Annotated in this window: 17 protein-coding genes; 8 read left to right on the top strand and 9 right to left on the bottom strand. The window is 68.9% G+C overall.

The features are described from left to right. Positions 1–3 precede the first annotated feature (3 nt). The 9 genes from ubiB to A3AG_RS0128875 all read right to left on the bottom strand — a co-directional run bounded on the left by ubiB (position 4) and on the right by A3AG_RS0128875 (position 12159). Positions 4–1581, bottom strand: a complete 1578-nt coding sequence (gene ubiB / locus A3AG_RS0128915) for a ubiquinone biosynthesis regulatory protein kinase UbiB (RefSeq protein WP_018008764.1) — start codon at positions 1579–1581, stop codon at positions 4–6. 67 nt (positions 1582–1648) lie between these two features. Next, the gene (locus tag A3AG_RS0128910) at positions 1649–2338 is read right to left on the bottom strand and encodes a ubiquinone biosynthesis accessory factor UbiJ (protein ID WP_018008763.1); all 690 of its coding nucleotides are present in this window, start codon (positions 2336–2338) and stop codon (positions 1649–1651) included. A 127-nt stretch (positions 2339–2465) separates the two neighbouring features. Further along, complete coding sequence (locus A3AG_RS0128905) at positions 2466–3437, bottom strand: Tim44 domain-containing protein (RefSeq protein WP_018008762.1); 972 nt, start codon at positions 3435–3437, stop codon at positions 2466–2468. Between the two features lie 73 nt (positions 3438–3510). Further along, complete coding sequence (gene ubiE, locus A3AG_RS0128900) at positions 3511–4242, bottom strand: bifunctional demethylmenaquinone methyltransferase/2-methoxy-6-polyprenyl-1,4-benzoquinol methylase UbiE (protein ID WP_018008761.1); 732 nt, start codon at positions 4240–4242, stop codon at positions 3511–3513. Positions 4243–4273: 31 nt separating this feature from the next. After that, positions 4274–4690 (bottom strand): gamma-butyrobetaine hydroxylase family protein, encoded by a 417-nt coding sequence (locus tag A3AG_RS0128895; protein ID WP_012351720.1) that lies wholly within the window; start codon positions 4688–4690, stop codon positions 4274–4276. 88 nt (positions 4691–4778) lie between these two features. Continuing rightward, a complete protein-coding gene (locus tag A3AG_RS0128890; RefSeq protein WP_018008760.1) occupies positions 4779–6644 on the bottom strand; it encodes an ABC transporter ATP-binding protein/permease in 1866 nt (621 codons plus the stop codon). Positions 6645–6775: 131 nt separating this feature from the next. Next, positions 6776–7213, bottom strand: coding sequence for an HIT family protein (locus tag A3AG_RS0128885; RefSeq protein WP_018008759.1), 438 nt, complete (start codon positions 7211–7213; stop codon positions 6776–6778). A 211-nt stretch (positions 7214–7424) separates the two neighbouring features. Further along, a complete protein-coding gene (locus A3AG_RS0128880; protein WP_018008758.1) occupies positions 7425–11399 on the bottom strand; it encodes a DUF3683 domain-containing protein in 3975 nt (1324 codons plus the stop codon). Between the two features lie 181 nt (positions 11400–11580). After that, positions 11581–12159, bottom strand: coding sequence for a YqaA family protein (locus A3AG_RS0128875; RefSeq protein WP_018008757.1), 579 nt, complete (start codon positions 12157–12159; stop codon positions 11581–11583). Positions 12160–12477: 318 nt separating this feature from the next. Between A3AG_RS0128875 and A3AG_RS0128870 the strand changes: the two genes are divergently transcribed. The 8 genes from A3AG_RS0128870 (at position 12478) to A3AG_RS0128835 (ending at position 20732) form a co-directional block, all read left to right on the top strand. After that, positions 12478–12966, top strand: coding sequence for a (2Fe-2S)-binding protein (locus A3AG_RS0128870; protein WP_018008756.1), 489 nt, complete (start codon positions 12478–12480; stop codon positions 12964–12966). A gap of 11 nt (positions 12967–12977) precedes the next feature. Then, positions 12978–15359: a xanthine dehydrogenase family protein molybdopterin-binding subunit gene (locus A3AG_RS0128865; protein WP_018008755.1), complete on the top strand. Its 2382-nt coding sequence runs from the start codon at positions 12978–12980 to the stop codon at positions 15357–15359. A gap of 26 nt (positions 15360–15385) precedes the next feature. Beyond that, positions 15386–16186, top strand: a complete 801-nt coding sequence (locus A3AG_RS0128860) for an FAD binding domain-containing protein (protein ID WP_018008754.1) — start codon at positions 15386–15388, stop codon at positions 16184–16186. Between the two features lie 191 nt (positions 16187–16377). Further along, entirely contained in the window at positions 16378–17274 is an 897-nt protein-coding gene (locus A3AG_RS0128855; RefSeq protein ID WP_018008753.1) for an AAA family ATPase, read from the top strand. A 9-nt stretch (positions 17275–17283) separates the two neighbouring features. Further along, positions 17284–18534 carry a vWA domain-containing protein gene (locus A3AG_RS0128850; protein ID WP_018008752.1) on the top strand — a complete coding sequence of 417 codons (1251 nt, stop codon included), beginning with the start codon at positions 17284–17286 and terminating at the stop codon, positions 18532–18534. Further along, the gene (locus A3AG_RS0128845) at positions 18525–19091 is read left to right on the top strand and encodes an SRPBCC family protein (RefSeq protein WP_018008751.1); all 567 of its coding nucleotides are present in this window, start codon (positions 18525–18527) and stop codon (positions 19089–19091) included. The genes A3AG_RS0128850 and A3AG_RS0128845 overlap by 10 nt, the downstream gene beginning before the upstream one ends. Continuing rightward, the gene (locus A3AG_RS0128840) at positions 19064–20101 is read left to right on the top strand and encodes an XdhC family protein (protein WP_018008750.1); all 1038 of its coding nucleotides are present in this window, start codon (positions 19064–19066) and stop codon (positions 20099–20101) included. The genes A3AG_RS0128845 and A3AG_RS0128840 overlap by 28 nt, the downstream gene beginning before the upstream one ends. Before the next feature lie 19 nt (positions 20102–20120). Beyond that, positions 20121–20732, top strand: a complete 612-nt coding sequence (locus tag A3AG_RS0128835; protein ID WP_018008749.1) for a nucleotidyltransferase family protein — start codon at positions 20121–20123, stop codon at positions 20730–20732. Positions 20733–20833: the final 101 nt, after the last annotated feature.

Raw genomic sequence — 20833 nt, 5'->3', positions numbered from 1 at the left:
TGCCTACCAGTAGCCGGCCCAGCCCAGCACGTGCGTAAGCACGATGCCGGCGACGAAGCCACCCACCAGCAGCACCGCGGTGCCGAGCAGCCGGTTGGTGCGGCGCTGCTCCAGCACCAGCATCGCCAGCAGCTTGTCCTGCTCGCCGTTGCTGGTGAGCGCGCGCCGCTCCAGGAACTGGTGCGCCAGGCGCGGGAAGTCGGGCAGCATCTTGGCCCACTGCGGCGCCTCCACCTTGATCCGCTCCCACGCGCCCTGCCAGCCCACCTGCTCGTGCATCCAGCGCTCCAGGAACGGCTTGGCGGTCTTCCACAGGTCGAGGTCCGGGTCGAGCTGGCGGCCCAGGCCTTCGATATTGAGCAGCGTCTTCTGCAGCAGTACCAGCTGCGGCTGGATCTCGACGTTGAAGCGGCGCGAGGTCTGGAACAGCCGCATCAGCACCATGCCCAGCGAGATTTCCTTCAGCGGCTTGTCGAAGTACGGCTCGCAGCAGGCGCGCACCGCGCTTTCGAGTTCTTCCACGCGGGTCTCCGGCGGGACCCAGCCCGATTCCACGTGCAGCAGCGCCACGCGGTGGTAGTCGCGGCGGAAGAAGGCGATGAAGTTCTGCGCCAGGTAGTTCTTGTCGAACTCCGACAGCGCGCCGACGATGCCGAAGTCCAGCGCGATATAGCGGCCGAAGGTCTCGGGCTGCACCGACACCAGGATGTTGCCCGGGTGCATGTCGGCATGGAAAAAGCCGTCGCGGAACACCTGGGTGAAGAAGATCTCGACGCCCTCCTCCGCCAGCTGGTGCATGTCGACGCCGGCGGCCTTGAGCGATTCGGTGCGCGAGATCGGGATGCCGTGCATGCGCTCCATCACGAACACCGTGCTGCTGCACCAGTCCCAGAACACCTCGGGCACCAGCAGCAGGTTGGTATCGGCAAAGTTGCGGCGCAGCTGGCTGGCGTTGGCCGCCTCGATCATCAGGTCGAGCTCGTCGTGCAGGTATTTGTCGAACTCGGCCACCACCTCGCGCGGCTTCAGGCGCTTGCCGTCGGCCCAGAAGCGCTCCAGCCAGGTGGCCATGTCGCGCATCAGCGCCAGGTCGCTGTCGATCACCGGCAGCATGCCCGGGCGCAGCACCTTCACCGCGACCTCGCGCCCATGGCAGGGGCCGCCCTTGAGCGTGGCGAAGTGCACCTGCGCGATCGACGCGCTGGCCACCGGCTGGTGCTCGAAGGTCTCGAACAGCTGGTCCAGCGGCCGCCCCAGCGAGCGCTCGATGATCCTGACCGCCACCGCCGAATCGAACGGCGGCACCTGGTCCTGCAGCTTGGCCAGCTCGTCGGCAATGTCGGGCGGCATCAGGTCGCGCCGGGTCGACAGCACCTGGCCGAACTTGACGAAGATCGGGCCCAGACGCGTCAGCGCCAGCCGCAGCCGCACGCCGCGCGGCATGTCGAGCTTGCGGCCGATGGTGATGACCCGTACCAGGAAGCGGATCCTGCGGCTGCTGAAGCCCGAGAGCACCAGCTCGTCCAGGCCGTAGTAGAGGATGACGAAAAGAATCTTGCCAAGGCGCAGGAGGCGGGTCATTCGGGAGTCTTCACGGGGCCGGGCAGGCAGTCAGGGGATGATCGGAAGGAAGCGCGGCTGGGCCGGCTCAGCGGTGTGGCGACGGCAGCTTGCCGGACGGGCCGGAGGGGCCCGGCGCGGGCGGCGAGCCGCCCCGCTCCAGCCGCTCCAGCCGCTTCTCCAGCCGCGCCAGGCGGTCGCGCAGCTGGCTCACGCCGGCGCCGAAGTCGTCCAGCGCGGCATGGCGCACCAGCGTCGGCTGCTCGTCGAGCAGGTAGTCGGTGACGTTGTCCACCAGCGCCCGGCCCACGCGCGTGGCCTGCTCGTGGAGCTGGCGCGCGCCGTCGACCACGCGCTGCGCCACGCTGTCGCTGACCGGCCCGCCGAGGATGCCGCGCAGCGCGCGCGACAGGTCTTCGGCGGCATCCCAGCGCAGGTTGCGCGCCAGCGTCGACACCGTATTGGCCAGTTCGGCGTCGCCCTCGATGCGCACATGGCGCATGGCGGCGGCCTGGCCGCCTTCGGCCACGTCCGCGGCCACCAGCGGCCACTGCTGCACCGGCACGCGCAGCGTCACCGCGGGCGCCTCGGCCGCGGGCGCCAGTTCCGTGCAGCCGTGTTCGGTCACCTTCAGCGACAGCTCGAAGGCGGCGGCGTCGAAACGGATCACGCGTCCGGCAAACGGCGCCAGCTGGTTGCGGGCCCACGGCTCCTGCTCGAGCAGGTGGTTCAGTGCCGCGACGGCAGGCGTGGCCAGGGCGGAAGGCAGAGTATTCATGACAGCGCGGTTGGCGGGCAGGCGGCGACGCGCGGGACCGGCGTCGCAAACAAAAAGGCCCACGCTTTCGCGTGGGCCTCCATTCTAAGCTACTCCCCCCGGCGCATCACCGCCGCGGGGCGCGGCATCAGGACTCCTGCTGGATCCCGGCCAGCAGCCAGCCGCCGCTGCCGGAAACCGGCTTGGCCAGGTTCCAGACCTCGCCGAACGGCTGCGCGGCCTCGCCCGCCTTCTCGCGGATCATGCCCGAGAAACGCACGCTGGCCAGGTGCTGGGCCGGCGACGACTCGATGCCGAGCAGCTGGGCTTCGAGCGTGACCACATCGGTCTTGTTGACCTCGGCGCCGCGCTCGGCCAGGTCCATCTTGATCTCGGCGAACATCTCCGGCGTGGTGAATTCGCGGATATCGTCCAGGTTGCCGGCATCCCATGCGGCCTGCAGCCGCACGAAGTGGACCTTGGCGTTGCGCAGGAAGGATTCGGTATCGAAATCGGCGGGCACGCCCCACGGCTGCTGCGCCACGGCGCCGGCGGCAGCGGCGGCACCGGCGGCGGGCAGAACCGGGTTGCTAGAAACATTGCCTGAAGCCGGCGTCGGCTCGCCGCGGAACATCGGCTCGGCGTCGCGGCCCAGGTTGGGCGCATGGCCGGCACCGGCGTAGGCCGGCTGCGCGGTGCGCTTGCTGCCGCCGCGGAACTTGCGGATCAGCCAGATCGCGGCAAACGCCACCAGCGCGATCAGGATCAGGTTGGACAGGAAGGTCAGTGCCGCCCCGCCCAGGCCGAAGTGCGACAGCAGCCAGCCAATGCCCAGGCCGGCGGCGATGCCGCCCAGGATGCCGCCCCAGTTGCGCTTGGGCGCTGCGGCCGCGGCCGCGCCCGCTGCGCCGGCCGTGGCCGGTGCCGCCTGCTGTGCAGGCTGCTGCGCCTGTTGCGTGGGCGAGGTGGGCTGGGTCTGCTGGCGCTGGGTCACCGACTCGGACTGCTTGCCAATGCTGCGCGAGCCGCCCATGCGCTTGGCCTCGGCGTCGAACGCCATGCCGACGGCCAGCGCCGTGACCAGCGACCCCACCAGGAATTTTCCACGAATTGACGACATATGCTGTTATCCCCTGTCAGTTCCGCCCATATACGGGCGAGCATGGCGATTTCAAGTGTTCTTTCAAGTGTTCTCAATACTTGCGTCCGACATGGAGCGCCACCACTCCGGCCGTCAGATTGAAGTATTCGACATTCTCCAGGCCCGCATGTTCCATTAAGCGTACAAGCGAAACCTGGTCTGGATGCATTCTGATCGATTCCGCGAGATAGCGATAGCTGGGGGCATCCCCGGCCACGCGCTGGCCCAGCCACGGCAGCACCTTGAAAGAATAGACGTCGTAGGCCTTCTCCAGCGGTTTCCACACCTTGGAGAATTCCAGCACCATGACCTTGCCCCCCGGCTTGACCACGCGGCGCATCTCGGCCAGCGCGGCGTCCTTGTGCGTCATGTTGCGCAGGCCGAAGGCGACCGTGACCAGGTCGAAGTAGTTGTCGGGAAACGGGATTTTTTCCGCGTCGCACAGCGCCACCGGCGTGACGATGCCCTTGTCCAGCAGCCGGTCGCGGCCCACGCGCAGCATCGACTCGTTGATGTCGGTCAGCCAGACCTGCCCGGTCGGCCCGGCCTGCTTCGCGAACGCCTTGGCCAGGTCGCCGGTGCCGCCGGCAATGTCCAGCACCTTGTGGCCCGGCCGCACCCCGGCCTGCGCGATGGTGAACATCTTCCACAGCCGGTGCATGCCGCCCGACATCAGGTCGTTCATCACGTCGTACTTGCTGGCCACCGAATGGAACACGCCGGCAACCTTGCCGGCCTTTTCCGTTTCGTCGACCTTTTCGAACCCGAAGTGGGTTTCACTCATCTTTCAAGACTCCAGGATAGTCGGGGGCGGCTCAATGGTGGCCGCAGGCGTGCCCGCCGCCGGCGGCGGGCATCGGGGTGTCGCGATCGGCGCCGGCGGCTTCCAGGCGCTGCAGGTAGTCCTGCCACAACGCGTCCTGGTTATCGCCCAGGCGGTACAGCAGGTCCCACGAATAGATACCGGTGTCGTGGCCGTCGGAAAAACGGATCTGGATGGCGTAGTTGCCGACCGGCTCGACCGCGTCGACGCCGACCTCGCGCTTGCCGGTCTGCAGCACCTCCTGCCCGGGGCCATGGCCCTGGACTTCGGCGGAGGGCGAATACACGCGCAGCAGCTCGAACGGCAGCCGGAAGCTGCGGCCGTTGTCGAAGCCGATCTCGAGCACGCGCGATTGCGTGTGCACCGTCAGCGCGGTGGGATGGGGGGTGTCTTTTTCCAGGCCTGCCATGGTGATCGCGGCCCGCTGAGGGGCGCCGGTGAGGATGATTGCCGCAGGATGCCGCCGTGGCCGCGCGGGCCACGACGGCAGCCCCGCATCACGCTTCGCATACGACCCGATAGCTTACCCCAGGCTCGCCGGCTTGCGCAGCCCGGGCCGCTGCCGCGTCCTGCGGCACGTAGCGCAGCCGGCGCTGGTGGAAGGCCGCCACGGTGCTGCGGTGCGCAATGCTGACGATGGCCGCTTGCGGCAGCTGCTCCACCATCAGCTGGTACATGGCGCGCTCGGTGTCCTCGTCCAGCGCGCTGGTGGCTTCGTCGAGGAACAGGTAGTCCGGCTTCTGCAGCAGCGCGCGCGCAAAGGCCAGGCGCTGCTGCTCGCCAGGCGACAACCGCAGCGACCAGTTGTCGAACACGTCGAGCTGGTCCGCCAGCGCGGCCAGGCGGGTCTGGCGCAGCGCCGCCTGCAGGACGTCCTTGCCGTGCTCGGTGCCGGCGTCCGGGTAGGCCAGCGCATCGGCCAGCGTGCCGATCGGCAGGTAGCTGCGCTGCGGCAGGAACAGCCGGCGCGCCCCCTCCGGCATGGTCACGGTGCCGCTGCCGTACGGCCAGATCCCGGCCAGCGCGCGGAACAGCACGCTCTTGCCGCAGCCCGACGGGCCGCTCACCAGCCAGCGCTCGCCCGGCGCCACCGCCAGCGAGAACGGTGCCACCAGCGGCCGCTGGCCCACCGCCGCGCCGCGCCCGGCACGCACCGGCAGGGCCAGCGCCAGGCTGTCGATGTCGATGCCGTCGTGCGGCTTGCCGTGGTACGCCACCTCGATATCGCGGCTGCCGTCCTGCGACGCCTCCTGCCGCTCGGCCACGCGGATGGCTTCCTGGAAGTCGATCAGGCGGTTGGCCGCCGCCTTCCAGCCCACCAGCGTGGCATAGCTGTCGACGAACCACGACAGCGCGCCCTGCACCTGCCCGAATGCCGAACTGGTCTGCATCAGCCCGCCGAGCGTCATCTTGCCGGCGAAGTAGCGCGGTGCCGCCACCAGGATCGGGAAGATGATGGCGAACTGGGCGTAGCCGGAACTGACGAAGGTCAGCCGCCGCGTATAGCGCATCAGCTGGTTCCAGTTGGCGCGGATGCGGTCGAAGCGCGCGCGCAGGCCGGCCTGCTCGGTCGGCTCGCCGCGGTACAGCGCCACCGGCTCGCTGTTCTCGCGCAGGCGCACCAGCGTGAAGCGGAAGTCGGCCTCGTACTGTTCCTGCTGGAAGTTCAGCCCGATCAGCGGGCGGCCGACCACGTGCGCTACCAGCGAGCCGATCACCGCATAGCCGGCGGCGAACCACACCATGTACCCGGGGATGGTCCACTCGGTGCCGCCCAGCGCAAAGCTGATCGGCCCCGACACAGTCCACAGGATGCCGACGAAGGACAGCAGCGTCACCACCGAGTTGAGCAGCCCCAGCGACAGCGTCAGCGCGCCGTCGGTGAACAGGCGCAGGTCGTCGGCAATCCGCTGGTCGGGGTTGTCGGTAGCGTGGGTCTGTTCGATGCGGTAGTAGGCCTGGTGCCCGAGCCAGTGCCCCATGAAGCGGCCGGTCATCCAGGTACGCCAGCGCATCTGCAGCATCATGGTGTAGTACTGGCGCGAGATTGCCGCGACGATGAAGAACGCCGCGATCCACGAGAAGCGCAGCAGCAGCACCTTGAACGAGGCATAGTCGCGCTGCTCGAGCGCGTTGTAGAACACGCGGTTCCATTCGTTGAGCAGCACGTTGATATAGACGATGCCCAGGTTGAGCACCACCACCAGCGCCAGCAACCCCAGTCCGGCGAGACGGTCTTCGGATTTCCAGTAGGGCTTGATCAGCGCCCAGGTCGCGGCCATGCGCAGCCGGCTCTGGATCTTGAGGGCCCGGGCGGGAACGGCCGGGCCCGGTACGGTGACGGAAGTCGGGGTCGAGGACATAGCGGCAGCTTTCTGGCCCGCCAGCGCGCTCCCTGGCCGGGCTTGTTGTTCTGGAGCCGCGGCGCGCGGGCGCGGCCGCGGCGGCAACAGCATTCAGACGGAGGCGGGCCGGCGTGGTTCCGTGCCCGGCTTCAGGCGTCGTTGGCTTCGATCAGCGAAAGTGCCGTGCGCAGCGCCGGCAGCCGGCTGGCCAGTTCCTGCACGCGCACGGGGTCCGCCGCGCGCTGCGGCGCGGCCCAGATCGCCTCGGGGAAATGCGTGTCCCAGCGGTAGCGCGGGATGATGTGCCAGTGCAGGTGCGGCACCATGTTGCCGAACGCGGCCAGGTTGACCTTGTCGGGCGTCATCACCTCGCGTACCACGCGCTCGACGCGCGCCACCAGCCGCATCAGCCAGGCCTGGTCGCCTTCGTCGAGGTCGCTCAGCTCGGCCACGTGGTCGTTCCAGACGATGCGGCAGAAGCCGGGAAAGCGGTCATGCTCGACCAGGATCAGGCGGGCGCGGTCGCCCATCCAGACCAGTTCGCCGCCATCGGTTTCGCAGAGGGGGCAGTTGGGGGTTCGAGGCATGGAGGTCCTTGTTCGGATTGGAATGCTTGATGCGCTCCAAGACCCCGCATGTTTGCTCTCCTCTCCCGCGAGCGGGAGAGGGGCGGGGGTGAGAGCGGGCGCCTGCAATCGTGAAGTCCTGCGGCATGCCAGCGCCTGCCCTCACCCCCTGCCCCTCTCCCACAAGTGGGAGAGGGGAGCCAACCGGCAGGGAGTTCAACGTCGTCAGGCCTTACACCAGCACCCGCTCGATCCCGCCCGCATTGGCCTTGGCCACATACTCGGGCATCCAGTTCTCGCCCAGCAGGTGCTTGGCCATCTCGATCACGATGTAATCCGCCTGCACCGACGCATCTTCCTTGTAGCGCGACAGCCCCTGCAGGCACGACGGGCAGCTGGTCAGGATCTTGACGTCGCCGGTGAAGCCGTCGGCGCGCAGCTTGTCGGCGCCCCTGGTCATCTCCTCTTCCTTGCGGAAGCGGACCTGCGTCGAAATATCGGGGCGCGTCACCGCCAGCGTGCCGGACTCGCCGCAGCAGCGCTCGTTCTTCTCGATCTTGCCCAGGCCGGCGTTGCCGCCCATCAGGTCGTTGACCAGCTTGGTCGGATCGACGGTCTTGATCGGCGTGTGGCAGGGATCGTGGTACATGTAGCGCGTACCGGTCACGCCTTCCAGCTTGACACCCTTCTCCAGCAAGTATTCGTGGATGTCGATGATGCGGCAGCCCGGGAAGATCTTGTCGAATTCATAGCCGGCAAGCTGGTCGTAGCAGGTGCCGCAGCTGACCACCACGGTCTTGATGTCGAGGTAGTTCAGCGTGTTGGCGACGCGGTGGAACAGCACCCGGTTGTCGGTGACGATCTTCTCGGCCTTGTCGTACTGGCCGTTGCCGCGCTGCGGATAACCGCAGCACAGGTAGCCCGGCGGCAGTACCGTCTGCACGCCGACGTGCCACAGCATCGCCTGCGTCGCCAGCCCCACCTGCGAGAACAGCCGCTCCGAGCCGCAGCCCGGGAAGTAGAACACCGCTTCCGTTTCCGGCGTGGTCGCCTTGGGGTCGCGGATGATCGGCACGATCTCGTTGTCTTCGATGTCGAGCAGCGCGCGCGCGGTCTTCTTGGGCAGGTTGCCCGGCATCTTCTTGTTGATGAAGTGGATCACCTGCTCGCGCACCGGCGGCTTGCCCACCGTCGCGGGCGGATGCGCGGTCTGCTTCTTCGCGATCTTCTTCAGTACGTCGTTGCCCAGGCGCTGCGCCTTGTAGCCCCAGTCGATCATGACCTTGCGGGTCAGGTTGATGGTCTCGGGGTTGGTGGCGTTGAGGAAGAACATCGACGCCGCGGTGCCGGGGTTGAACTTCTTCTGCCCCATCTTGCGCAGCAGGTTGCGCATGTTCATCGACACGTCGCCGAAGTCGATCTTGACCGGGCACGGCGTCACGCACTTGTGGCACACGGTGCAGTGGTCGGCCACGTCGGAGAACTCGTCCCAGTGCTTGACCGAGATGCCCCGGCGGGTCTGCTCCTCGTACAGGAAGGCCTCGACCAGCAGCGACGTCGCCAGGATCTTGTTGCGCGGGCTGTACAGCAGGTTGGCGCGTGGCACGTGGGTGGCGCACACCGGCTTGCACTTGCCGCAGCGCAGGCAGTCCTTGACGCTTTCGGCAATGGCGCCGATGTCGCTCTGCTGCATGATGATCGACTCGTGCCCCATCAGCCCGAACGACGGCGTATAGGCGTTGCGCAGGTCGGCGCCGGGCAGCAGCTTGCCCTTGTTGAAGCGGCCCTGCGGGTCGACCTTCTGCTTGTAGGCGCGGAAGTCGCCGATCTCTTCCTCGGTCAGGAATTCCAGCTTGGTGATGCCGATGCCGTGCTCGCCCGAGATCACGCCGTCCAGCGAGCGCGCCAGGCCCATGATGCGGGCCACCGCGCGGTGCGCGTCCTGCAGCATGTCGTAGTCGTCGGAGTTGACCGGGATGTTGGTGTGCACGTTGCCGTCGCCGGCGTGCATGTGCAGCGCGACGAAGACGCGGCCGCGCAGCACCTGCTTGTGGATCTTCTGCGCTTCGTCGAGGATAGGCTTGAACTCGCCACCGTTGAAGATCTTGCGCAACTCGGCGCGGATCTCGGTCTTCCACGAGACGCGGATGGTGCGGTCCTGCAGCAGGTGGAACACGGTGGCGTCGGGCTGCTGCTGCAGCCGCGCCTCGAACTCCTGCCCCAGCAGCCCCAGCCCGTGCCCGATCAGCGAGGCCTTGGCCTGCGCCAGCGGCGTGTCGAGGTGGGCTTGCAGGTAGCGCCAGCGCGCGCGGATCTCGCGCAGCAGCGTCAGCGCGTGCTGCACGCGGTCTTCCAGCAGCTCGGCGCTGGGAATCTCGTTGGCGTCGTCGCTGCGGCCCAGCGGCAGGTTGCCGCGTGCGAAGAACGCTTCGAGGGTGTCGACCAGCTGCAGCTTGCTCTTGATCGACAGCTCGATATTGATGCGCTCGATGCCGTCGGTGTACTCGCCCATGCGGTTGAGCGGGATCACCACGTCTTCGTTGATCTTGAAGGCGTTGGTGTGCTTGGCGATGGCGGCGGTGCGCGAGCGGTCCAGCCAGAACTTCTTGCGCGCCTCGGGGCTGACGGCGATAAAGCCTTCGCCGCTCTTGCCGTTGGCCATGCGGATCACTTCCGAGGTGGCACGCGCCACGGCGTCTTCATCGTCGCCGACGATATCGCCAATCAGCACCATCTTCGGGAAGGCGTTGCGCTTGCTCTTGGTGGCGTAGCCGACCGCGCGCAGGTAGCGCTCGTCCAGGTGCTCCAGGCCCGCCAGGATGGCGCCGCCGGGCTTGCGCGTCTCCGCGTCGAGGAAGTCCTTGATCTCGACGATGCTGGGGATGGCGTCGCGCGCCTGGCCGAAGAATTCCAGGCACACGGTGCGGATGAACTTCGGCATGCGATGCAGGATCCAGCGCGCGCTGGTGATGATGCCGTCGCAGCCTTCCTTCTGCACGCCGGGCAGGCCGGCCAGGAACTTGTCGGTGACGTCCTTGCCCAGGCCTTCCTTGCGGAACTTGCGGCCTTCGATGGCAAGCGTCTCGGTGCGCAGCACCTTCTCGCCCGGGGCGCGGTTGCCGTCCGACCACTTCAGTTCGAAAGTGGCCACCGGCACGTCGTGGATCTTGCCCAGGTTGTGGTCCAGCCGGGTGATCTCCAGCCAGTTGCCCTCCGGGTCCACCATGCGCCACCAGGCCAGGTTGTCGAGCGCGGTGCCCCACAGCACGGCCTTCTTGCCGCCGGCGTTCATGGCGACGTTGCCGCCGATGCACGAGGCGTCGATCGAGGTCGGATCCACCGCGAACACCAGCCCGGCCTTGTCTGCGGCATCGGCCACCCGGCGCGTCACCACGCCGGCGCCCGAGAAGATGGTCGCGACCTTGTGCGACACGCCCGGCAGGTCGGTCTGCTCGACCGGCCCCAGCTGCTCCAGCTTCTCGGTATTGATCACCGCGCTCATCGGCGTCAGCGGCACGGCGCCGCCGGTGTAGCCGGTGCCGCCCCCGCGCGGGATGATGGTCAGGCCGAGCTCGAAGCAGCCCTTGACCAGGCCGGCGATCTCTTCCTCGGTGTCAGGCGTCAGCACCACGAACGGGTATTCGACGCGCCAGTCGGTGGCGTCGGTCACGTGCGACACGCGCGACAGGCCATCGAACTTGATGTTGTCCTTCTGCGTGACGCGGCCCAGCACGCGCTGCGCGCGCTTGCGCAGGTCGTAGGCGGCGGCGAATTCGTTCTTGAAGTCCTCGATCGCCTGCTTGGCGAAGGCGACCAGCTGCTCCACGCGGTGCGAGCGGTCCTCGGCGGCGGGCTCGGCGTGCTCGGCACGGTCGGCGGCGCGGCGCTTCTCGATCTCGTTCAGGCGGTGGTGCAGCGCGCTGACCAGCATCTGACGGCGCTTGGGATTTTCCAGCAGGTCGTCCTGCAGGTAGGGGTTGCGGCGTACCACCCAGATATCGCCCAGCACCTCGTACAGCATGCGCGCCGAGCGGCCAGTGCGGCGCTCGCTGCGCAGCTCGTCCAGGATGCGCCAGGCCTCTTCGCCGAGCAGCCGGATGACAATCTCGCGGTCCGAAAAGGACGTGTAGTTATAGGGAATTTCACGCAGGCGCGGCGGGGCGTCCTGCGCGGCGAGCTTGGCGTCGAGCACGAGTGGGGCGTTCATGGGGGGACCGCTTCCTGCTGCGCACGGGGACAGTGCGCGAATCGTTCAGTAAAGGGCGATTGTACTGCAAGCCCTGCTTTCGCCGCACCGCAACATGACGGAATCCTTGTCGGAACAAGGGATTAGCGCCATCAGGCGAGCCCGATCCGCCGGCAAAAACGGCGTCGGCGCCGCCCGGCAATCAGAGCCAGGCCTTTACCGTGTGCGCAATGTTCTGCCAGAAAGTGTCCGGGATCCACATCAGGCTGGCCGTCATGACCAGGTAGCGCAGGAACTTGCCGACCGCCATCCAGGCCAGGCTGGGCCAGAATGACAGGCGCAGCCAGCCCGCCAAAGTGCACAACGGATCACCAACACCGGGCAGCCACGACAGCAGCAGCGTGGGCGGTCCCAGCCGGCGCATCCAGCGGAAGTAGCGGGCATCGAGCTTGGGCTTGGGCGGCTTGCGCGCGTGGGCGCGGTGCTCCAGGTGCTCGACCTCGTGCTCGCGCGCGCGGCGCCGCTTGTGGTAGCGCACCAGTGCCAGCTTGGCGGCGTAGCCCAGCCACCAGTCGATCGCGCCGCCGACCGTGTTGCCGGCGGTGGCGACCAGGATCGCCGGCCAGAACATCTGCGGATTGAGCTTGACGTAGCCGAACACGGCGGGCTCGGACCCGAGCGGCAGCAAGGTGGCCGACACCAGGCTGACCACGAAGATCGCGGGCAGGCCTACCTTGGGCAAGGCAACGGTTTCAAACAGCCAGTCGAAGAAGGCTTCCATGTAAGGGGACAGGGCCGGTGGCGCGGCTCATTCTAGCCGGCCCTGCCCCGAACGGGGCGCGGGCAAACCACATGGCACCTGTGCGGGATTTGTGATTAACTGTTAGAGCCTGTCGCGGCCAAACGTTCGCCGGCCGTGCGATGCGCCGGCCGCAAGGTTCGCCGGCGCACCAACAGCAGTTGCAGCGGCAGCACCAATATCACGAATTAGCCGTCCTATAGCCGTCTTAAGCGGCAGTACCGCGTCGTGGCCAGTCCCGCGCTTTGCTTTCGGGATCCTGGAATTGGTCATGCGCGTCCACCCCACATGGAGACAAGCATGGCGATTCCGATCCGCCTGACGGTCAACGGCAAGCCCGTTGACGCGCAGGTAGAACCCAACACCCTCCTGGTCCAGTTCCTGCGCGAACAGCTGCGCCTGACCGGCACCCACGTCGGCTGCGACACCGCGCAATGCGGCGCCTGCACGGTCCACCTGGACGGCCGCGCGGTCAAGTCGTGCAACATCCTGGCGCTGCAGGCGGACGGCGCCACCGTGACCACCATCGAAGGGCTGGCCGGGGACAAGGCGGGCAACGGCCTGCATCCGATGCAGGAGGCCTTCCGCGAATGCCACGGGCTGCAATGCGGCTTCTGCACGCCCGGCATGGTGATGAGCGCGACCGCACTGGTCCGGGAACATCCCGACGCCGACGCCGCCACCATCCGCAAGCACCTGGAAGGCAACCTGTGCCGCTGCACCGGCTACCACAACATCGTGCGCGCGGTGCAGCAGGGCCAGGCGGGCATGCAGGCCAGCGCTGAATGAGGGAGACCGCCATGAACGCACCCGATAACCAGCGCCTGGTGGGCGCCTCCGTCAAGCGCAAGGAAGACTATCGCTACCTGACCGGCAACGGCCAGTACACCGACGACATCGTGCTGCCGCAGCAGAGCTACGCTTACTTCCTGCGCTCGCCGCACGCGCACGCGCGCATCCGCGCCATCGACAAGACCGCGGCGCAAGCCGCGCCCGGCGTGATCGCCGTGCTGACCGGCGCCGACCTCGCCGCCGACAAGGTCGGCGGCCTGCCCTGCGGCTGGCTGATCCACAGCATCGACGGCTCGCCGATGAAGGAACCGCCGCACCCGGTGATCGCGCACGACAAGGTGCGCCACGTCGGCGACCAAGTGGCGCTGGTGATCGCCGAGACCCTGCAGCAGGCGCGCGACGCCGCCGAGCAGATCGACGTCGACTACGAAGAGCTGCCCGCCGTGGTCGGCGCCGCCGATGCGGCGTCGGCATCGACGCTGGTGCATGACGAGGTGCCGGCCAACACCTGCTACACGTGGGGCCACGGCGACAAGGCCGCCACCGACGCTGCCTTCGCCAGGGCCGCGCACGTGACCACGCTGGAGATCGTCAACAACCGGCTGATACCCAACGCGATCGAGCCGCGCGCGGTCAACGCCAGCTATGCGCGCCAGGACGACAGCTACACCGTCTACGTGGCCAGCCAGAACCCGCACGTCGAGCGCCTGCTGATGGGCGCTTTCGTGCTCGGGCTGCCGGAATCGCGGCTGCGCATCATCGCGCCCGACGTCGGCGGCGGGTTCGGCTCCAAGATCTTCCTGTACCCGGAAGACGTGGCGCTGACCTGGGCGTCGAAGAAGGTGGGACGGCCGGTCAAGTGGACCGCGGATCGTAGCGAATCCTTCCTGACCGACGCGCACGGCCGCGACCACGTGACCCGGGCCGAGCTGGCGCTCGACGCCGACGGCAAGTTCCTGGCGCTGCGGGTGCATACGGTCGCCAATATGGGCGCCTACCTGTCGACCTTCGCCAGCAGCGTGCCGACCATCCTCTATGCGACGCTGCTGGCCGGCCAGTACGCCACCCCGGCGATCTATGCCGAGGTCAAGGCGGTGTTCACCAACACCGCGCCGGTCGATGCCTACCGTGGCGCGGGGCGGCCCGAAGCGACCTTCGTGGTCGAACGCCTGGTCGAAACTGCAGCGCGCGAGCTGAACATCGATCCGGCCGAACTGCGCCGCAAGAACTTCATCCGCCAGTTCCCGTACGCGACCCCGGTGGGCCTGACCTACGACACCGGCGACTACGAGCCCTGCCTGGCGCGCGCGCAGGAGCTGGCCGACGTCAAGGGCTTCCCGGCGCGGCGCGACGAAGCGAGGCAGCGCGGCAAGCTGCGCGGCCTCGGTTATTCCTGCTACATCGAAGCCTGCGGGCTGGCGCCATCCAACATCGCCGGCGCGCTCGGCGCGCGCGCGGGCCTGTTCGAGGTGGGCGAGATCCGCGTGCACCCGACCGGCACGGTGACGGTCTTCACCGGCTCGCACAGCCATGGCCAGGGGCACGAGACCACCTTCGCGCAGGTCGTGGCGGACCGCCTCGGGCTGGGGCTCGACCAGGTCGAGATCGTGCACGGCGACACCGGGCGCGTGCCGTTCGGCATGGGCACCTACGGCTCGCGCTCGCTGGCGGTAGGCGGCTCGGCCATCGTCAAGGCGCTCGACAAGATCGAGGCCAAGGCCAAGAAGATCGCCGCGCACCTGCTGGAGGCGTCCGACAGCGACATCGAGTTCAGCAACGGCGTGTTCCGCGTGGCCGGGACCGACCGCACCAAGACCTTCGGCGAGGTCGCGCTGAGCGCCTACGTGCCGCACAACTACCCGCTCGACAAGCTCGAGCCCGGCCTGAATGAAAACGCCTTCTACGACCCGACCAACTTCACCTACCCTTCGGGCGCCTATGTGTGCGAGGTGGAGGTCGACCCCGACACCGGCGCCTCGCAGGTGGTCAAGTTCACCGCGGTCGACGACTTCGGCAACATCATCAACCCGATGATCGTCGAGGGCCAGGTGCATGGCGGCATCGGCCAGGGGCTGGGCCAGGCCATGCTGGAGCAGTGCGTCTACGACCATGACAGCGGACAGCTGCTGACCGGTTCGTACATGGACTACGCCATGCCGCGCGCCGGCGACCTGCCCGACTTCAACGTCGAGACCGCCAGCGGCACGCCGTGCACGCACAACCCGCTGGGGGTGAAGGGCTGCGGCGAGGCCGGCGCGATCGGCTCGCCGCCGGCGTTCATCAACGCGCTGGTCGATGCACTGGCGCCGCTCGGCGTGAAGGATGTGCAGATGCCCGCCACGCCGCATCGCGTGTGGCAGGCGATCCAGGCCGCGCAACCCCAACCCTGAGCCACCCCAGCGCAAAGGAAACCGACATGTACGCATTCAACTTTGAACGCGCCGCGGATGCCAAGACGGCAGTGGCCAGGCTCAAGGCCGATCCCGCCGCCAAGTTCCTCGGCGGCGGCCAGAGCCTGCTGGCGGCGATGAAGCTGCGGCTGGCATCGCCGTCGACACTGGTCGACGTCGCGCGCATTCCCGGCATGGCCGAGATCCGCGTCGAAGGCAACGAGATCGTGATCGGCGCCGCCGCACGCCATGCCGACGTGGAAGCGAATGCCGAGGTGCGCCAGCGCATCCCGGCGCTGGCGACGCTGGCCGGCGGCATCGGCGACCGGCAGGTGCGCGCGATGGGCACCATCGGCGGCGCGCTGGCCAATGACGATCCTGCCGCGGACTACCCGGCCGGCGTGCTGGGACTGGGCGCCACCGTGGTCACCGACCGCCGCAGCATCGCGGCCGACGACTTCTTCAAGGGCCTCTATGAGACCGTGCTGGAAGCCGACGAGCTGATCACCGCGGTACGCTTCCCGATACCGGACCAGGCCGCCTACGCCAAGTTTGCCAACCCGGCGTCGCGCTTCGCGCTGGTGGGCGTGCTGGTGGCGCGCACCGGCAACGCGGTGCGCGTCGCCGTCACCGGCGCGGCGGACAGCGTGTTCCGGTGCCAGCCGCTGGAGCAGGCGCTGTCCGGCGACTTCACCGCGCCGGCGGCGCGCGGGGTGAAGGTCGATGCGGGACGGCTGAACAGCGACCTGCATGGGTCGGCGCAGTACCGGGCGCATTTGATCCCGGTGCTGGCGGCCAGGGCGGTGGAGGCGGCGCTGAAGGGCTAGTGGCGTTTCCCGTTTCACCATTGTGTGCTCCCCTCTCCCGCAAGGCGGGAGAGGGGTTGGGGGTGAGGGCCGGAGCATCCACGGAGTAGGCGCCCTCGCTATTGCCAACGCCCGCCCTCGCCCCCGCCCCTCTCCCGCACGCGGGAGAGGGCAGCAAAGCGCCAGGCGTAGTGACGCCCAGCATAGAAATCATGCTCCCCACCTCCATCGACGACACCCTCGCCCAGCTCGCCCACCAGCAATACTTCGCCGACCGCGAAACCGCCACGGTGCTCTACCTCGCGCTGCGCATGCAGCGCCCGCTGTTCCTCGAAGGCGAGCCCGGCGTCGGCAAGACGGCATTGGCGCTGGCCATGGCCAGCGTGCTCGGCACGCGGCTGCTGCGGCTGCAGTGCTATGAGGGGCTCGATGCCGCCAGCGCGCTCTACGAATGGGACTACCCGCGCCAGATCATGGCGCTGCGCCTGGCCGAGGCGCGCGGCGAGCGGCCCGAGGCGCAATCGCTGTACCACGACGACTACCTGCTCAAGCGCCCCTTGCTGGAGGCGCTGCTGCCCGACCCCGCCGCGCCGGGGGTGCCGCGCGTGCTGCTGATCGACGAGATCGACCGCGCCGACGAACCGTTCGAAGCCTTCCTGCTGGAGGTGCTGTCCGAGTTCCAGGTGTCGATCCCGGAGATCGGCGTGATCCGCGCCGAGCGCCCGCCGCTGATCGTGATTACCTCGAACCGTACGCGCGAGGTGCATGACGCGCTCAAGCGCCGCTGCCTGTACCAGTGGGTCGGCTATCCGGAGCGCGAGCGCGAGCTGCAGATCGTCGCGGCGCGCGCACCCGAGGCCGCGGCCGCGCTGCAGGTGCAGGCGATCGACTTCGTGCACCGGCTGCGCGGCATCGACCTGTTCAAGGCGCCCGGCATCGCCGAGGCCATCGACTGGTGCCGCGCGCTGGCGGCGCTGGGCACCACCGAGCTCGATCCGCAGTCGGTGCGCGATACGCTGGGCGTGCTGCTCAAGTACCAGGACGACCTGGCGCGCGTCGACGGCCCCACCGTGGCGGAATTGCTGGCCGGCGCCACGCCGGGGGGCTGAGCCGTGCCGATGCTCCACGCCGGCGCGCGCAGCGGCGGTCCACCGGCGGGACTGCCGGTGCTGGCGCGCAACGTCACCCACTTCATGCGGCTGCTGCGCGATGGCGGCTTTGCGCTGTCGCCCGCGCATGCGGTCGATGCGCTCGCCGCGCTGCGCCTGGTCGATATCGGCCGGCGCGACGAGGTGCGCGCCGCGCTGGCGGCGCTGGTGCTGTCCGGCCCCGACCAGCGGCCGCTGTTCGACGCCGCCTTCGACCTGTTCTGGCGCGATCCCGACTGGGAAGGCAAGCTGCGCGCGCTGCTGCTGCCGCGTGTCGAAGCGGGCGCGCCGCCGCCGAAGCGCAACAACCGGCTGGCCGATGCGCTGGCCGCGCGCCAGCCGGACATGCCGGCGCGCCCGGCGCAGACCGAAGCCGAACGCATCCACGTGCCGCTGACCTTCTCCGACCAGGAACGCCTGGCGCAGCGCGATTTCGAAACGCTGACCGCGCAGGAATGGCGCACGCTGCAGCACCTGGTGCGCACCCGCCGCACCCATCTGGCACTGCAGCGCACGCGCCGGCTGCGCGCCGCCACCTGCGGCACCCATGCCGACCTGCGTGCCAGCGCGCGCCTGGCGGTGCGCCAGCACGGCGAGTGGCTGCGCTGGAAATTCCGCAAGCATGCCGAGCGCAAGCCGCCGCTGGTGCTGCTGCTCGATATCTCCGGCTCGATGAGCCAGTACTCGCGCGCGGTGCTGTACTTCTGCCACGCGCTGATGCAGTCGCGCGAGCGGCTGGCGGTATTCCTGTTCGGCACGCGCCTGACCAACATCACCCGCTCGCTGCGCGAACGCGACCCGGACGAGGCCGTCGCCGTCATCACCGGCCAGGTGCGCGACTGGGCCGGCGGCACCCGCATCGGCGCCGCGCTGGCGAGCTTCAACCGCCACTGGGCGCGCCGCACGCTGTCCGGGCGCGCCACCGTGCTGCTGGTCACAGATGGCCTCGACCACGAGCAGATCGACCTGCTCGGCGCGGAGATGGCGCGGCTGCGCCGCTTTGCCCACCGCATCGTCTGGCTCAACCCGCTGCTGCGCTACCCCGGCTTCGCGCCGCAGGCGCGTGGCGTGCAGGCCATCCTGCCGCACGTCGACGCGCTGCGCCCGGCGCATAACCTGGACAGCCTGCTGGCGCTCGAGACGCTGCTGTCCGACCACGGCGGCCCGCCCCGGGCCGCCGCTCCCGCCACGCCCCCCAAGGAAGCCCCGCCATGGAAATGAACCAGAGCCAGCGCCTGCCGGTCCCGCAGCAGGTGGCATGGGAAGCGCTCAACGACACCGAGCTGCTCAAGCAATGCATCCCCGGATGTGAGAGTATCGAGCCCGACGGCGACCACGCCTACCTGCTGGCCATGACGGCCGCGGTGGGCCCGGTCAAGGCGCGCTTCAAGGGCCGCATGGCGCTGGAAGACATCCAGGCGCCCGACAGCTACACCATCCGTTTCGACGGCCAGGGTGGCGCGGCGGGCTTCGGCAAGGGCAGCGCCCGGGTCCGGCTGGAACCAGACGGCGATGAAACTGTCCTGACCTATACCGTCAACGCCCAGGTGGGGGGCAAGATCGCCCAGATCGGCTCGCGGCTGGTGGACGCCGCGGCACGCAAGATGGCTGACACGTTCTTTGCGCGCTTCACCGAGGCCGTCACCCCTGACGCCACAGACAGCACGCCAGCGGCCGAGGGCGCCCCCGCCGCAGCCGCCGGCGATAACTCCGATAACGAACCGACAGAACAAGCGAAGCGGAAACGATCATGGACAGCGTGGATCTCGAAGTCCTGAAGAACAGCGTGCAGTGGCAGCAGCAGGGCCATCGCGTGCTGCTGGTGACGGTAGTGCGGACCTGGGGCTCGTCGCCCCGGCCCGAGGGCGCGATGCTGGCGGTGCGCGACGACGGCCTGGTGGTGGGCTCGGTCTCGGGCGGCTGCATCGAGGACGACATCATCGATCGCGTGCGGCGGCAAGGGATCACCTCGGACCGCCCCGAAGCGATCAAGTACGGCATCAGCGCCGAGGAGGCGCACCGCTTTGGCCTGCCGTGCGGCGGCACCATCGAGCTGGTCGCCGAGCCGCTCAAGCCGGCCAGCGGCATTGCCGAACTGCTCGACGCCGTGGAGAACGGCCGGCTGGTCGCGCGCACGCTGGACATGGACACCGGCGTGGCCACGCTGGGGCCGGCCAACGCCACCGACGGTCTGGCGTTCGACGGCAGGACCCTGCTCACCATCCACGGCCCGCGCTACCGCATGCTGGTGATCGGCGCCGGGCAGCTGTCCAAGTACCTGTGCCAGATCGCCGTCGGCCTTGGCTTCCAGGTCACCGTCTGCGACCCGCGCGAGGAATACACCGAGACCTGGGACATCCCCGGCGTCACCATGGTGCGCACCATGCCGGACGACACCGTCACCGACATGAAGCTGGACGAGCGCTGCGCGGTGATCGCGCTGACGCACGACCCCAAGCTGGACGACCTGGCGCTGATGGAGGCGCTGCGCACGCGCGCCTTCTATGTGGGCGCGCTGGGGTCGCGCCGCAACAACCAGGCGCGCCGCGAACGGCTCAAGGAGTTCGACCTGACCGAGCTGCAGCTGGCACGCCTGCACGGCCCGGTGGGCATCTATATCGGCAGCCGCACGCCGCCGGAGATCGCCATCTCGATCCTGGCCGAGGTGATCGCGGCCAAGAACCACGTATCGCTGCCCGACATCCTGCAGGTGGAAGGCGCCAAGGCCGCGCGCGAGATGGCTGCCAGCACCGGCAGCAGCTGCGACGTGGCGCCCGATCCTGCCTGACGACCCCGCGAGTGCCGCCATGACCGCCGCCCCCAACGCCCCCCTGCTCCGCACCGACCTGCCCACCGGCGTCCTGCTGGCGGCGGGCTTCGGCCGCCGCTTCGATGCCGCCGGCCAGCGCAACAAGCTGCTCGAGCTGCTGCCCGGCGGGCGCTCCGTGGCCTGGCGCAGCGCCCGCACGCTGGCAGCGGCGCTGCCGGAGTCGATCGCCGTGATCCGCCCCGGCAACCCCGCGCTGGCCGAAGAACTGCGCCGCGGCGGCTGCCGCGTGCTGGAGGCGCCCGAGGCCGAAGCCGGCATGGGCGCGGCGCTGCGCGCCGCCGTCGCGGCGACGCCGGAAGCGCGCGGCTGGGTGGTGGCGCTGGCCGACATGCCGTGGCTGCCGATGGAACTGATCCGCGCGGTGGCGCTGACCATCACCACGCCCGACACCATCGCCGCGCCGTGGCGCAACGGGCAACGCGGCCATCCGGTGGGCTTTGGCGCGGCATGGCGCGACGCCCTGCTGGCGCTGGACGGCGACGAAGGCGCGCGCGCGCTGCTGAAGGACAAGCCGGTGACGCGGATCCTGACGGAAGACGAGGGCGCGTTCCGGGATATCGATACGCCGGCGGATTTGCGCCGAGGCTGAGGCACCCTCACATCCCGCTGTGTTCTCCCCTCTCCCGCGCGCGGGAGAGGGGCGGGGGTGAGGGCGAGCGGTGGCAATAGCGACAGGCATCGCTTCGTTGA

It is taken from the genome of Cupriavidus neocaledonicus (genome assembly GCF_000372525.1).
GTDB classification, from domain to species: domain Bacteria; phylum Pseudomonadota; class Gammaproteobacteria; order Burkholderiales; family Burkholderiaceae; genus Cupriavidus; species Cupriavidus neocaledonicus.
This window is presented reverse-complemented; position numbering and strand designations above follow the sequence as displayed.